Source organism: Agrobacterium tumefaciens (genome assembly GCF_013318015.2).
In the GTDB taxonomy this organism is placed as follows: domain Bacteria; phylum Pseudomonadota; class Alphaproteobacteria; order Rhizobiales; family Rhizobiaceae; genus Agrobacterium; species Agrobacterium tumefaciens.
Window position 1 is genome coordinate 902649 of the sequence record NZ_CP115842.1, and the last position, 14532, is coordinate 917180.

Sequence of the window (14532 nt, forward strand, 5' to 3'; positions counted from 1 at the left end):
ACGCGGGCAAGAAGCTGCCTGCGACGCGGCGTTCAGCCGCGTGGTGCGCAAGCCGTAAAAAACTCACTCGATGAAAACGCGCACGCTCGAAGCGCGGCCATCGGCGTCGATCACGGTCAGCGTTGAAAACCCCTGCCCTTCCGGTCGCCATTCGCTGTTGCGGCGGAGCGAAGAATCCGGGAGCGGCCTGCCGTTGGCGAGCCAGCGGAAGGGCGCGCGGCCGCCTTGCAGCTTCAGCACTAGCGGCGAAATGCCTGACTGGCTGGAGAGCTCCACCCTAGCCCCTTCCGGTGGATAGACGATGCGCGGCGCGCTTTCGCGCCTTGAGGCCGAAAGCAGGCCGCTTGCGGTCAATGTGAAACGCCGCTGGTTGGCGGGAAGGTCGCTCACGGCCACCCGCGCGACGCCAGAGGGTGCAGCAGGCATTGGCGTGATCGCTACGCCGGATTTCTCGAAAGCCTCGAAGAGGATCGGGGCTGCCGTCGCATAACCGGCAATGCCCGGGACGGCGCCGTTATCGGCACGACCGACCCACACGCCGATGACATGCCGCCCGTCATAACCTACCGACCAGGCATCACGGTAACCGTAGCTGGTGCCGGTCTTGTAGGCGATGCCGCGCTGCTTCATGCCGAGTGGCGGCAGCACACCGGACAGGATGTCGGAGACGTTCCAGATCGCAGCGTCGGCAAACAGCCGATCTCCGGCAAGCGGTTGCGGCGCGGAGCGCACACCGTCCCCCAGCCGCACAGAGTCGCCGCCGCCGGCAAGGCCCGCATAAAGCTGCACCAGATCAACCAGCGAAATACCAGCACCTCCCAGCGCAATGGCAAGCCCAGGAGGCTCGGTGGTGGGAAGCACGAGCTTCACGCCCGCGCGGCGAAAACGCACCATCAGCGCAGACGGGCTGACAGCATCCAGAAGCTTTACGGCGGGCACATTGAGCGACAGTTGCAGTGCCTGCCTGATGCTGACATCACCCTGATAATGCATATCGAAATTTCGCGGGCGGTAACCGGAAAAATCCGCCGGGCGATCCTCGATGATGGTTTCCTGCCCGATGAGACCATTTTCAAAGGCAAGGCCATAGATGAACGGCTTGAGGGTGGAGCCCGGCGAGCGCACGGCGCGGCTCATCTCCACGAAACCGCGCCTTGCAGTATCGAGATAATCAGCGGAACCAACTTCAGCCAGAATATCACCGGTCTGCGCGTCGGCCATGACGATGGCGACGGAGACCTTTTCTGTCAGTTTTTCCGCTGCATGGCGGGCAACGGCTTCCAGTTCCCGCTGGATCGGCAATCTGAGCGTCGAGTGCGCCTCGGTGGCATTGGCAAACTTCACGCGTGCGGCAGCCGCCATATGCGGTGCATAGGCCGGCAGATCACGCCGGTTGGCGGGAACGGCTGCAAGGGTCGCCCGCTCTGCTTCCCCTTCACCCACCACGCGTTCTACGGCAAGGCGCTGCAAAACCCTCTCCCGCGCCTGCCTTGCCGCATCCGGAAAGCGGTCCGGTCGGCGTTTCTCCGGCAATTGCGGCAGCGCCACCAGAAGAGCCGCCTCCGCCGTGTCGAGCCGGGCGGGCTCCTTGCCAAACCAGGCGAGGCTTGCGGCACGAACACCCTCAAGATTGCCGCCATAAGGCGCGATATTCAGATAAAGATCGAGGATTTCCGCCTTGTCGAGCCGTCTTTCGATCTGGAGCGCTCGCAATCCCTGCAGAAATTTCGCCGAAAACGACCGGTCGGTGCGCGGTTCGATCAGCCGCGCCACCTGCATGGAAAGCGTCGAGGCGCCGGAGACGATCCGGCCGTTGCTTGCCAATTGCCAGGCGGAGCGCAGCAGCGCCCAAGGGTCAATGCCGTGATGGTCGTAAAAACGCTGGTCCTCGTAAGCGATCAGCATGCGCAGGAACTGCGGATCGACTTCTGCAGCGCTGGTTTTCAGCCTCCAGCGGCCATCAGGTGTCGCAAATGCGCGCAGCAACCGCCCGTCTCTATCCAGCACCTCGAAGGACCGCTGCTGCGCAGCCTCCAGCGGTGGCGGATAGGCCTTGTCCAGCGCATCGAGACCGAAGGCCGCACCGCCTACAAACAGAGCGGCCGACACGATGCCGACGATGATCGCCTTTTTTCGCCTCATGGGGTTGCCGAACGCACCTCCATGCGGCCCGTTGCCGTGCGGGCGGAAAATTGCGGCCGGTACATATCCTCGACCGAGGCGGCCGGATGATCATAAGTGCCCGGGGTGACGGCCCGGACCACATAGGCCAGCGTGATTTCCGAGCTGTCGCCAGCCGTGCGGTTGAAGGCCGCAACGAACCGGTCGTAGCGGAATTCGGTATGCGCAGCTTCGGTTTCCGGCAACCAGTCGAAATTCGAAAGGGCGGCAGAATTGACGAGGCTCGGATTGTCGATCTCGAAACCGGAAGGCAGAAGGTCAGTCACGAGAATGCGTGCTTGCCAGTCATTTTTAGGCGTGACATTCAGCACCGCCACGTAACGCTCGTTCTGCACCACCTCGCTCGCGTTCACCTCCTCGCCATCCATGGAATAATAGGTACGGGTAATGGTGAAGCCCTCGCCACCGGCGGCAAGCGGTTGTGCCGGGGGCGCGACCGTGGTGACCACCGCCGTGACCGGATCAGCCGACGCGTTGGCGATCTTCAAGGGTGCCGCCAGCAATTCGTCGCCGGTCATCCGCTTGCCGAAACCGCCGGTCTGCAAATCGCCGTTCACATCAAGACGGATATCCTTGTCCTCACCTTTGACGGCGCGGGCGGCAAGCAGCATCCATGCCTGTTCCTGGGTGCTGGTATAGGGTTTCTTTTCCCATTCCTTCGCCACGGCACCTGCAAGTTGCGGCACGACGGCAGGAACCGGACGGCTTTCCGCCGCAAGCGCCAGCGTCGCTGCGCCATCACGCAGGGCGGAACCGTAATCCGCCCTTGCGAAGCTAACCTTGGTGGCACGGCTCGCCATATCGAGCGAGGCACCGAACACAGTCTTCGCGCGTGCCTGATCTCCATAAAGCGAAAGGGCTGCGGCAACCTGCGCCTTGGCAAGCGGTGTGGGGAAATCGGCAAGCGCCGTATCCGCATAATATCTGAGATCGTTGATCGCCGCCTTGCGGTTGCGCGCCAGAACGTAAAGCGAATAGGCGATCTCGTTGCCGCGATCCTTGACGTTGCTATCGTAGGAAAGACCGTTTTGCAGGTTGCTCAAAGCCTGCACCATCGCCTGTTCGGGAACATCGTAACCCTGCTCGCGCGCACGGGTCAGGAAGTCGCTGATATAGGCATCCAGCCACAGATCTCCGTAACCGGGAGACCAGAGGCCGAAACTGCCGGAACTCGACTGGAAGGACAGCACCCGGTAGATCGCCTCCTGCACGCGGCGGCGGGTATCCGGGTCCTCGGCAATGCCGCTATCCTTGGTCATTTCCGAGAGATAAAGCAGCGGCAACGCGCGGCTCGTCGTCTGCTCGGCGCAGCCGTAAGGATATTTGTCGAGCATCATCACCAGCGCCGGAATATCGAAGGCTGGCGAGCGTGTGACGTTGACGGCGACGGACGAACCGAGAAGCATGCTATCGGCCAGAAGGTCGCCATTGATCGTCAGGCTGCTATTGGGCGCGATCTTGATTTCACGCCGCGTCGTGACCGGCAGAACGGCTGGACGCACGGGAACATTCAATACCTGCTCCAGCGAAAGACCGGCGGCGTTGGAGACCTTAATGGTGATTGCGCCATTGCCCGGCTGTTCGCCTGTCAACGGCACGGTCAGCGACGACTTGCCGCCCTTTTGCAGTGCCAGGGTCTGCGACATCTCACCCTGATCGACCGTAAGTGCCGTGTTGCTGGTGACATCCAGCCGGTAGTCGCCGGCCTCGCCATCGGTATTGGCGATATCGAGCCGCAATTGCGAGACATCGCCGGGCGCGAGGAATTTCGGTGCACTGGCAGTCACTACCACGGGGTCTCGAATGACGGCGTCGGAGACCGCATGTCCCACGCCCGTCTTCGTCCAGGCGACAGCCATGATGCGGGCCGTGCCGTTGAACTGAGGAATATCGAAGCTCACCGTCGCCTTGCCGTCTGCGTCAAGTTCGACAGGTCCCGAGAAGAAGGCCACGAGCTTTTCGGTGGGCGGGCTGCCCTGCAGTGCTGCGCCCCCGCCATCACCGCCCGTTCTCAGGCGACCGGTGGCGCCAAGCGAACCGTCGATCAGGCGGCCATAGAGGTCGCGGATTTCCAGCCCGAGCCGTCGCTGACCGAAATACCATTCATCCGGCTGCGGCGGTTCATAGCGGGTGAGGTTCAATATGCCGACATCCACAGCCGCGACGATGACATAGGCCTTTTCGCCCACGCCCGCGCCGGCGACACTGATCGGAATTTCAAGCGGCTGACGCGGCAGCGTCTTCTGCGGCGCGCCTAGCGTTACCGCAAGCTTGCGCTCGGCGGGATCGACGGCAAGCCACTTGATGCCTATGGCGCGCATCGGCATGCGGCTTTCCTGCGCATCGCCCGGACGGAACAGCGTGGCCGTCACATACGCCCCCGCGCCCCATTCCTCGGTAACGGGAATGTCGATCTCGCCGCCATCCGCACCGATCTCAGCATTCTGCACGGAAATCAGCTTTTCCGAACCTGACGTGACCATCAGCTGACCGGCAAAACGCGACGATACCTTGAGTTTTGCGGTATCGCCGATCTTGTAGTTTTGTTTGTCCAGCGCGATTTCCAGCGCATCCGGCGTCTCTGTCGAGCTTGCCTCGACGTAGAAACCAGCATCGAATTCGACGCTCGAAACCGGTGCGCCATTGCCGGCACCTTCCACTTCCAGCCTGTAGCGGCCCCAGGTGACAGGCACGGAAATCTCACCGCCATTGGCATCGACGGAAACCGTGCCGGTTTCGGTCTGTTTGGTATATTCCACCGGTTCGTACCGCCAGGAGTTACCCTGACGATACCATTGATAGTTTCGCTCTACCTTGATGAGCTTCCAGCTGAGGCCACTCATCGCCTGTTTCGCGCCATCAGCTGTCACGCCGATAATGTGGAAACGGCCAACGGAATTCTGGGCGAGATCACCCGAAAACTGCGGTTTGATGCCGATGACAGGTGCTTGCGCCTTCACCGGCAGCGTCAGAGATCGTTCGACGGCGCGGCCACCGGCCTCGCGCATCCGAACGATGACGTTGGCGGAAAGCAGCTGCGTGGTGGAAGGCAAATCCGTCAGATCGACATTGAAGCTTGCCTTGCCTTCTTCGTCCAGCGCCGGCAGATCGGCAAGCGCGGTGCGATTTTCTTCTTCACTTTCCTCATCGGCCAGACCGAAGAAATAACCCTCGAAGTCGGTACTCGTGCGGGTCGGCTTGACGGCGACCTCACCTTCCAGCGTCAGGCCGGCTGCGGGCGCGCCGTAGAGATAACGGCCATCGACGTCGATTGGCGTTTCCGCGCCCGGCTCGATCTGTTTCACCTTGCTGGAAAGATCAAACTCGGTGCGATCAGGCACGAAATCATCGACCAGAAAGCTCTTTTCGCTGATCGCAGCCGTTTTCGGATCAGTATGAATGCGCAGCGTCCAGGTGCCGCGCATGGCATTCGCCTGCAAGGGCAGATCGACCGCATGGCCGCCGAGCGCCTTGCCGTCACTCACGAAACGCCGGTCCTCGACGCCATCAGGACGCGAGAAGATGAAGGTCAGCGGCAGATCCTCGATCGCCTTGCCGTCAACATCACGGGCCAGCGCTGCCGCGTGCACGGTCTCGCCGGCGCGGTAGATGCCGCGCTCTGTCCAGCTGAACACGTCGATGGCGCCGGGGGCCGCGCGGCCAGTCACACCACGGTCGGAAAGATCGAAACCGGCGCGCGTCATGTCCAGAAAGACGTAGTCCTTGTCGCCGTTGCGCGCTGTGAGGATGGCTGGCGCCTGCGCCGCTGTGCCACGCATCAGGCCTGCCGAAAATACTGCCCTGCCGTCTGCATCCGTCTTTGCCGTGCCGAGCACTTCGTTGTTCTTGGCGAGCAATTGCAAGTCCACCCCGCCAAGCGGTGCGGCGCTGCCGAGCGAGCGCACGAATACGTTCAGGCCATCGGTGCCGGCATAGGTGGTGATGCCCGTATCGGAAACGAGGAACCACTGCGTGGCGCGCGAATCCCATGTCTCCGGTGCGGTGCCGGGCGGTACGGCGGTCAGCACATAGATGCCGGGCTTCCGCTCCGGCAAGGCTTCGTCCACCGGAAAGCTCGTCACTACGTCCTTGTTGAGGTCCGGCTGAATGTCTATCGAACCTTGCCAGACCAGCTCGCCGATCTCGTTTTCAATACGGTCGGCGTTGTAACCGTCCATCTGCGTCAAAAACTGCGAGTTTGCCAAGACCGACGTGATGTTACGGTCGCCAATACGGTAAAGCTTCAGATCGGCCTTTTCGGCATTGACCGAAACGATGGGAATGCCGCGCCGCGCCGTGCCCGGCAGCACGAAGTTCTCGCCGGTGAAGCGGACGCTCGCTGCACGGTCACGCACGTAGATATCGAGATCGACCTGCTTTTCCAGCGGTTCTTCCACCGAGGACGGCAGGCCGGCGCGGAACGCAATCTTGTAACGCTGACCATGGGTCAGCCCCTCGACGCAAATCTCACTGCCCTTCGCCTCGATCGCCTTGGGTGCAGCACCATCCAATGTGACGAAAGAGGAATAATCGACACCGTTCTTCACCAGCGGTTCGGAAAACTGCACGCATGCGCGCGGGCTGACACTATCCGTATCAATCGTATTGTTGATGACGCGGAATCCCTGGCGCGTGCGCAGATCGGCATAGGCCGCCTTCGTCTGCGCATTATCGGAAAGTGTGAGGCTCTCCTTATAGGCATTAAGCGCCGCACGATAATTCTGGGTCTTTTCGAAAGCCTGGGCCAGCCGGTTCAACGCCTCGGTGCGGGCACTGACCGTGCGGCTCAACTGATAGGCATTGATGGCAGCGGAAGCGGCCTGGCCCGCAATCGCGTAATTGTCGGTAACCTGCGCCGCCCTTTGCGAAAATTCGGCCCAGAGAGCACCGTCATCGGGCGAAATCGCAAGAGCCGCCTTGTAGGTTTCGATCGCGTCGGCTGCCGCCTGCTGCCTTGCCGTTTGCAGCAGGTTCTCCAGTCCCTGGCTCTGCTGCTCCGCGCTTGCCGCAAGGCCCGATTTCAGCCGACGCGCTTCCTGCTGCAGGCTATCAGTCACGAAAGAAAGACGCTGCGGTGCACCGATATCGGCTTCAGCGACAACCTGCACGATCTTGCCGGCGACGGCACCGGGGAAGGCATTGAGCTGATTGAAATCCGATTTAAGGAAACACCATTGCACCTTGGGATTGTAGGTGAACGCCTTGCAGGCGGTATCGCCGACGCAAATCTCGCCGCACTGCTCAAGCGAGACATTCTGCTCGGTTCTGAGATCGAACCCGAAATAATCGCCATTTTTGGTGGTAACCACCTTGCGGGAAGGTTCCGCCGCCACAGCTGGAATAAAAGTAATGGCGGTTGAGACCGCAATCAACGAGATCCGGACGAGCGCGCGCAACGACATCAGTTTTCTCCCCGCAACAGACATGTCGGGCGGGACTCTGGTCAAATCCACGCACGGTTGTCAACGCATCATCGTCAATTTGCGACGTGACACTGTGGAGAGAGCGGCAGGCAGGGCTAACGCTAGTCTTCTAATTTGCGCGCTTCGGAAATCAGCATGATCGGCACCCCGTCGCGGATCGGGTAGGCGAGCCCTGCGCTTTCGGACACAAGCTCGTTGCGGGCGCGATCGTAGGAAAGACGTCCCTTCGTCAAGGGGCAGACCAGCAGCTCAAGCAGCTTGGGATCGGCATTGCTCATCCTGTCGTCCATGGCGGCGATCCTACTGCAGCACAGTACCGGCCTCGCCCGAGCCCTGGGCAAGAACGATCTCGGTGATGGCGATCAATGTTTCGGCCCGCGTCCTCAGGTCAGGCGCTTCCAGCAGCGCCTGCTTTTCGGCAGGACCAAAGGGAGACATCATGGAAAGCGAATTGACGAGGACACGATTGCCTGCGCGCTCCACGCTTTCCCAATCGGCTTCCAGCTGGTTCGCATCCAGAAACGCACGGAATACCCGCAGCAGATTTTCGCGGTCCACAGCGTCCTCATCATACTCGCCGGAAAGATCGGCGATGAAGGGCGCGTGCCGGAAACTGCGATAGGGTTTGCCCACATCCACCTCTTCCAGCAGGCGGAAGCGGCAGATGCCAGTGAGCGAAATGACATAACGCCCATCCCCGGTCTCCGAAAAGGAAGTGATGCGACCAAGACATCCGACAGCGCTCAAAGGACCACCATCATGCCCCCCCTCAATGACGTGAAGGGCCGGCTGCACCATGCCGATGACCCGGTGGCCGGCCAGTGCCATATCAATCATGGCGAGGTATCTAGGCTCGAAGACATTGAGCGGCAGGTGGCCTTCCGGCAAAAGCAACGCGCCCGACAATGGAAATACCGGCACAGTTTCCGGCAAATCATTGTTCTTCACATATCTCGCATTTCCGACATGCATGGGATCAAGCCCCCTGTTCACCGCTGCCCGGCCGGCGGATCAACCGCCATGGCCGGGATATGCCCGCATTACGAAAACAAGATCGACGAAAGCTTCCGGCGCCCGGCCACACTTGCCGGATCCTTGAAGCCCCAGGCCTCGAAAAACTCCAGAAGCTGGCGGCGCGCGCCGTCATCATCAAAGGTTCTGTCCTTGCGCATGACATAGAGCAGATGATCCGCTGCCTCATCCCGCCGCCCTTGAGCGTTGAGGACCTTGGCAAGCTTCACACGAGCCTCGTAATTATCGGGATCGAGCGCGAGATCACGTTCCAGCACCACCGGGTCGCCAATCTTGCGGGCTTCTTCATATTGCGCGATCTTTTTCGAGACGAGCTGAATGCCAGCATCTGCGGCCACTTCCGCCGGCAGGGACGAGAGGAGTTCGCTTGCCCGTTCATATTGTCCAACGGCAATCATGCATTCGGCAATACCAGCGATTGCGGCGGCGTTTTCGGGATCGGCCTGCATAACCGCGCCGAACAATTGTGCCGCGCCATTATGATCGCCATCCGCCAGAAGCTGCTTTGCCTCTGCCAAAACCGCTTCGATCTCAGCCTTCGGATCACCCGCATCAGGTCCGGCGATCTTGTCGATGAACTGCTTGATCTGGCTTTCCGGTACCGCGCCCATGAAGCCATCCACCGGCCTGCCATCCAGGAAAGCGACGATAGCGGGAATGGACTGGATGCCGAGTTGTCCCGGAATAGACGGGTGATCGTCGATATTCAGTTTCACAAGCTTCACGCGGCCATTCGCCTCGTTTACTGCCTTTTCGAGAACCGGCGTCAGCTGCTTGCACGGGCCGCACCACGGTGCCCAGAAATCCACCAGAACCGGCTGGTGGCGCGATTCCTCGAGAACATCCTTGGAGAAGGCCGCTGTTGTGGTGTCCTTGATGTGACCGGAAGACGCGCCGTTCAGCTCCCCGCTATATTGCGCGTTGCCGGACATCTGCCCGCCATAGGAACTGCCGTAAGGATTGTTCGTGCCGCTCATGCCGGTCTCCCGTAATCTCTGTCGTATTGTCTTGGTTGAAGCAAAGATCGTATCTCACTCGCTGACTTTCAAGACAAGCGGCGTGTGGCCGGTCGCCTCCAGGAAGCGAATGAGGTCTTTGTTTCCTATCGTCGTCGTCTGGTCGTTGGAAAGCGGGTGACCGTTGATAAGCTCGTTTTCCAGAAGATCGCTGTCGAGTACGAAGGTGACCTGCCCACCCGTGTCGTTGATGGCGCCGAAAACCGTGACAGATCCCGGCACGACACCCAGATATTCAAGCATTTTTTCCGGCCTGCCGAAGGATACGCGGCTTGCCGCGCCAATCGTCTTGTGAACGCTTTTCAGATCGACGACCGCGTTCTCCTCAACGGTCAGAACGAAATATTGATCCTTCTTGTCCTTCACAAAAAGGTTCTTCGTGTGGCCGCCCGGGATTAGATCACGCAACGACTGGGATTCAGCAACGGTGTAGACCGGCTCATGCTGTTTTGTCTTATGCTCGATGCCGAGCCCGTCCAGAAACGCGAACAAGTCCGCTGCCGTCTTCGGAGAATTTTCCGCCATATCCTGCCGCCTGCCTTTGCCGATTCCGATATCCTCTCCGTCATGATTAAGGGGGCAACCGCGGCTTGGCAACGCGTGAAAAAGCGACGGCGCGAAAATTCCCAATCATTTCCGCCGCTTGTCGCATTTCTCAAAGAAATTTTCGCGTTTTTGTCATTTCCCTGTTGCATTCCAAAATCGATTGAGCGATATAGCGCCCGTCGCCGCATTGCGGTGGCCCACGGTTCAGCGTACTACCCCGGACCGATGGATTTGAGCGGGTGTAGCTCAGGGGTAGAGCACAACCTTGCCAAGGTTGGGGTCGAGGGTTCAAATCCCTTCGCCCGCTCCAAATTTCCCAGAACACAGTTATTTGCGTTATTTCGATTGCTTATGAAGACGCCGCTCCCGGTCTGTCGGCTTGGCGTGCATGATTTTTATCGGGCGACGTGTAATCAGGCGGAACTTATGGCGAGGATATCCGTTCTTGACGCGAGGCTCCTAACCTCAGTTCCCCTCTGAATTGCCCGCCGCGAGCGGGCATTTTTTTGTCACCCCGTGAAAATACCATTTGGCACAGGGAACAGCTCCCGGGCGCATCGCGTTTTCCTGCGTTGGTCAACACGAGGGGATAGCTCATGTCCATAAATCTCAGACGAACTTGTGTGGTTGCCGTATTTGCCGTCCTGTCCATCCCGGCTGCCTCTTTCGCTGCCGACATGATCACTTACGGAAGGGAAACGGCCCCGAAATACAGAGTGCACCATCATCCACGTGCCGTTGCAAATGTCTATGCTGCCGGCGCGCCCTTACGCTGCAACGATAATATCGTGTCTTACCGCTCCCCTTACGAGCGGCATACGGAAGTGGTTACTCTCTGCCATCCGCCGCTAAACTGGCAAACAGAGTCTTCTACCGCAACAATATGGTCGCCTTGATCTTGTCATAATTCATTTGATGTGCTTTTGTTCGCTCGCCCTTGTGGGAGGGGGTAAAGGTTGAGACCCGCTGGCTGTTTCGATACGGCAAGCGGGTTTCCCTTTTTTTGGCGTCCGGCCAGCCACAGGCAGTGCGAGGAATGCCGCAAATTCTCAACGTACGTCCAGAAGACGACGCAAACTTTGCTTTTCTCATTGAAGATGAATGGTAGCGGGAGAGGGACTTGAACCCCCGACACGCGGATTATGATTCCGCTGCTCTAACCACCTGAGCTACCCCGCCACAGGGAAAACGTGACAGCCATGTGACCGTCCGCTCCATCAGGATGAGCGGCTTATAAGGTGCCGCTCCCCAAAGTGTCAAGCGCATGACGCGCAAAAAATTCGCTTTCCACACGGCGGTGAAAACCGAATTGTTTCAGGCAGCAACCGGCTTTTCCAAAAGCGCCTTCAGCGAAGCCTCGGCGTCCACCGAGCGTTCCGAACGTTCGATGAAACCACCACCGTAAACGCGGGCATCAGCGCCCGGTGCAGAATAGAGCACGCAGGCCTGACCGGGAGCGACACCCGCCTCGCCGGTCATCAAATCCACGTAGATGCCGTTTTCATCGGCATGCAACATCGCTTCGGTTGGCGGGCGGGTAGAGCGCACCTTGGCGAAGCATGCAAAGCCCTGCCCGGCCTCGTCCGCAAGCGCGCCATCGCCAAGCCAGTTCATGTCTCGCAGATAGACACGGCGGGTCTCCAGCGCCTCCCGCGGACCGACGATAACCCTGCGGCCACGCGCATCGAGATGCACGACGTACAGCGGCTCTCCAGTCGCGACACCAATACCCCGGCGCTGACCGATGGTATAATGCACGATACCGTCATGGCGGCCGAGTACACGCCCGTCCAGATGGACGATATCGCCCGCCAACGCCGCATTTGGCTTCAGCTTGTTGATGATATCGGTATATTTGCCCTGCGGCACGAAACAGATGTCCTGACTGTCGGCCTTCTTGGCGACGACGAGACCCATGTCTTCCGCCAGCGCGCGTGTTTCGGCCTTTGAGAGGCCGCCGAGCGGAAACCGCAGATAGTCGATCTGCTCCTGCGTCGTTGCAAACAGGAACCAGCTCTGGTCACGATCACTGTCGATCGGGCGATAGAGCGCGCGGCGTCCCGGTTGGCCGGCAACGGGATTAGGACGCGAGCGGATGTAGTGGCCGGTCGCCAGCGCATCTGCGCCGAGTTCCTGAGCAGTGGCGAGCAGATCGGCGAATTTTACCGTCTGGTTGCAGGCAACGCAGGGGATCGGTGTTTCACCCATCGCATAGGCTTCGGCAAAGGGATTGATGACGGTTTCGCGGAACCGCGCTTCATAATCCAGCACATAATGGGGAATGCCGAGCGTTTCGCAGACCCTGCGCGCATCGTCAATATCCTGTCCCGCACAGCAGGAGCCGGCGCGGTGCACAGCCGCACCGTGGTCGTAAAGCTGGAGAGTTATGCCGAGGACGTCATAGCCCTCGCGCTTGAGGATACCGGCCACAACCGAAGAATCGACGCCACCGGACATGGCGACAACGATCCGGGTGTCTTCCGGCCTCTTGTCAAAATCGAGCGTATTCACGTTTTTTCCCATCGTCAGTCATAACGGGGGTAAAGGCCCCGCCGCCTGTCGGTCATCCGCTGCGGGAAGCCTCAGTCGAAAAAGACTGTCCGGCCTCGCCACCATGCGGATTTAAGGGCTGCATATAGAAAGGAATGGCCGCGCACGCAAGTACGGGGCGGAAAACCGCCCCGTAAAGCAATCAGAGTGAAGTGGTGACCGGTTGTTAAGCGCCCGCCGTCTTCTGGCCGCTGCTGCCAATCCACTTGTCGCGCTCCCTCCACAGGGCCGGCAAAGCCAGCAAGCCTATTGCGGTAAGGGCGATCAGCGTCTTGCTGACCTGCGAAAGTTCGGCCGTACGGCCATCCAGATAATAGACGCCATAGACGATAGCCACGTGCCAGACATAGACCTGAAGCGAATGGCGGCCGAGCAGCTGCAGGAATTTCAGCGAGAGCACCCAGATCACGCCCTGCGCAATCGAGCGGACGATCGGGCGGTGATGCTTCGGACCGGCGATCACCAGCCAAGTGAGACCCACACCAACAGCAAGGAAATTGATGAGGTAGACCGGGCCGAAATCGGCACGGATCTCCATCGTGGAGAACTTGCCCATCACGAATTCCGGCATCAGGCCCCAGGCGGTTGCAATACGAAGCGGCATGAAAAACAGGCAGATGAGAAGTGCCGCCTTCGGAAGCCATGTCTGTTGCGGTGAGAAGATCGCCTTCCACGGAATGCGGTTCTGCGCCGTCATCGCGCCCAGCACCAGCGCCGAGTAGAATACAAGCTGCCAACCGAGAAGGTTGAAGCTGACACGGATACCCTGCTCGTCGGCACCCTTGACGAGTTCATTGAGAGGCGTCGTCACGATCTGCTGAAGACCGAGCTGGCCGGCCATCCAGACCAGCAGCGAGCCTGCCATGACATAAGCCCATTTGCCGTCGAGGCAGAGTTTAACGAGGACGGGTGCGAACAGCATGTAAACAATGTACTGCGGCAGAATATCCATGAATGTCGGCTGGAAGAGGAATGTGGCGATCGCCGCCAGACGCAGCGGATCGTCGAACGAAGTCATGCCCAGCCAGTTGTACCAGATGTACGGCGCATGCGGGATGACCATGCGGAAGAACAGCACGGCGATGACGAGACCCGTCGCATAGCGATAGAGCTCCATCGCCCGGTTCCAGATCATCTGTTTTCCGGCGTCATAGCCATATTTCATCATCTTGCGGGCATAGACCATGCCGATCAGCAGACCAGACAGAAAGACGAAACCCTGCGCGTCTTCCACGAAGGCAAACTGGCGGTGATTGATTTCCACCAGCCAGAAACCGCCTGCAAACACCAGATGGTTGATCAGCATGAAGACGAGGAAGTAACCACGCATCCCGTCGATCAGGTCAAAGCGTTTCATCTCGATAGCTCTCCGTTCTCGCGGGACGTGCATTGCCCGGCCACCCAGCCCGGCTTGCGGGAGGCGGGCCGGGAATTGGATTGTCAACGCTGTTTTGCGCCTGTGGTTCCCTTCCCAAAGCGGTTTAGAACCGGCGCGAAAAGTAACATTGACGTGTACGCATGCTGGTTAGGATGCGCGGACTGAACACCGGATGAATGAAAAACGGCAATTCCGTGGAGCAAAAGAGCTATGCGTCAGCGCCAAACCTCGACGAAGAGGGCGCAAACCCCTGCATGGCAGGGAAAACGCGGACAGCCACTCGCGGGACGATACAGATATCACCCGTTAGATTTATCAGTCATTTTTTTGGAGAGTTGTGATCTGCCACCGCGATCACTGAATTATCGACGAAAGACAATGTCGCGGCATCACGCATCGCGGCACG

General features: G+C 59.6%; 8 protein-coding genes and 2 tRNA genes. 1 reads left to right on the forward strand and 9 read right to left on the reverse strand.

The window, feature by feature from the left end:
* Positions 1-63 precede the first annotated feature (63 nt).
* From pbpC to G6L97_RS17645, 6 genes are all read right to left on the reverse strand, one after another.
* Positions 64-2142: a penicillin-binding protein 1C gene (pbpC, locus tag G6L97_RS17620; RefSeq protein WP_065704426.1), complete on the reverse strand. Its 2079-nt coding sequence runs from the start codon at positions 2140-2142 to the stop codon at positions 64-66.
* The gene (locus G6L97_RS17625) at positions 2139-7583 is read right to left on the reverse strand and encodes an alpha-2-macroglobulin family protein (protein WP_174003481.1); all 5445 of its coding nucleotides are present in this window, start codon (positions 7581-7583) and stop codon (positions 2139-2141) included. Before G6L97_RS17625 ends, pbpC begins: the two co-directional genes overlap by 4 nt.
* Positions 7584-7705: 122 nt before the next feature.
* Positions 7706-7894: a Trm112 family protein gene (locus G6L97_RS17630; RefSeq protein ID WP_003511371.1), complete on the reverse strand. Its 189-nt coding sequence runs from the start codon at positions 7892-7894 to the stop codon at positions 7706-7708.
* A 10-nt stretch (positions 7895-7904) separates the two neighbouring features.
* Positions 7905-8576, reverse strand: coding sequence for an LON peptidase substrate-binding domain-containing protein (locus tag G6L97_RS17635; RefSeq protein ID WP_003511372.1), 672 nt, complete (start codon positions 8574-8576; stop codon positions 7905-7907).
* A gap of 68 nt (positions 8577-8644) precedes the next feature.
* Positions 8645-9613, reverse strand: coding sequence for a thioredoxin (trxA, locus tag G6L97_RS17640; RefSeq protein WP_065704430.1), 969 nt, complete (start codon positions 9611-9613; stop codon positions 8645-8647).
* 54 nt (positions 9614-9667) lie between these two features.
* The gene (locus G6L97_RS17645) at positions 9668-10177 is read right to left on the reverse strand and encodes a prolyl-tRNA synthetase associated domain-containing protein (RefSeq protein WP_013761810.1); all 510 of its coding nucleotides are present in this window, start codon (positions 10175-10177) and stop codon (positions 9668-9670) included.
* Between the two features lie 256 nt (positions 10178-10433).
* Between G6L97_RS17645 and G6L97_RS17650 the strand changes: the two genes are divergently transcribed.
* Positions 10434-10508, forward strand: a tRNA-Gly gene (locus G6L97_RS17650).
* Between the two features lie 792 nt (positions 10509-11300).
* On the opposite strand, the gene G6L97_RS17655 is transcribed toward G6L97_RS17650, so the two are convergent.
* The 3 genes from G6L97_RS17655 to G6L97_RS17665 all read right to left on the reverse strand — a co-directional run bounded on the left by G6L97_RS17655 (position 11301) and on the right by G6L97_RS17665 (position 14105).
* Positions 11301-11377, reverse strand: a tRNA-Met gene (locus G6L97_RS17655).
* A 135-nt stretch (positions 11378-11512) separates the two neighbouring features.
* Positions 11513-12709: a tRNA 2-thiouridine(34) synthase MnmA gene (gene mnmA / locus G6L97_RS17660; RefSeq protein ID WP_035199644.1), complete on the reverse strand. Its 1197-nt coding sequence runs from the start codon at positions 12707-12709 to the stop codon at positions 11513-11515.
* A 205-nt stretch (positions 12710-12914) separates the two neighbouring features.
* Positions 12915-14105, reverse strand: a complete 1191-nt coding sequence (locus G6L97_RS17665; protein WP_174003483.1) for an OpgC family protein — start codon at positions 14103-14105, stop codon at positions 12915-12917.
* Positions 14106-14532 lie beyond the last annotated feature (427 nt).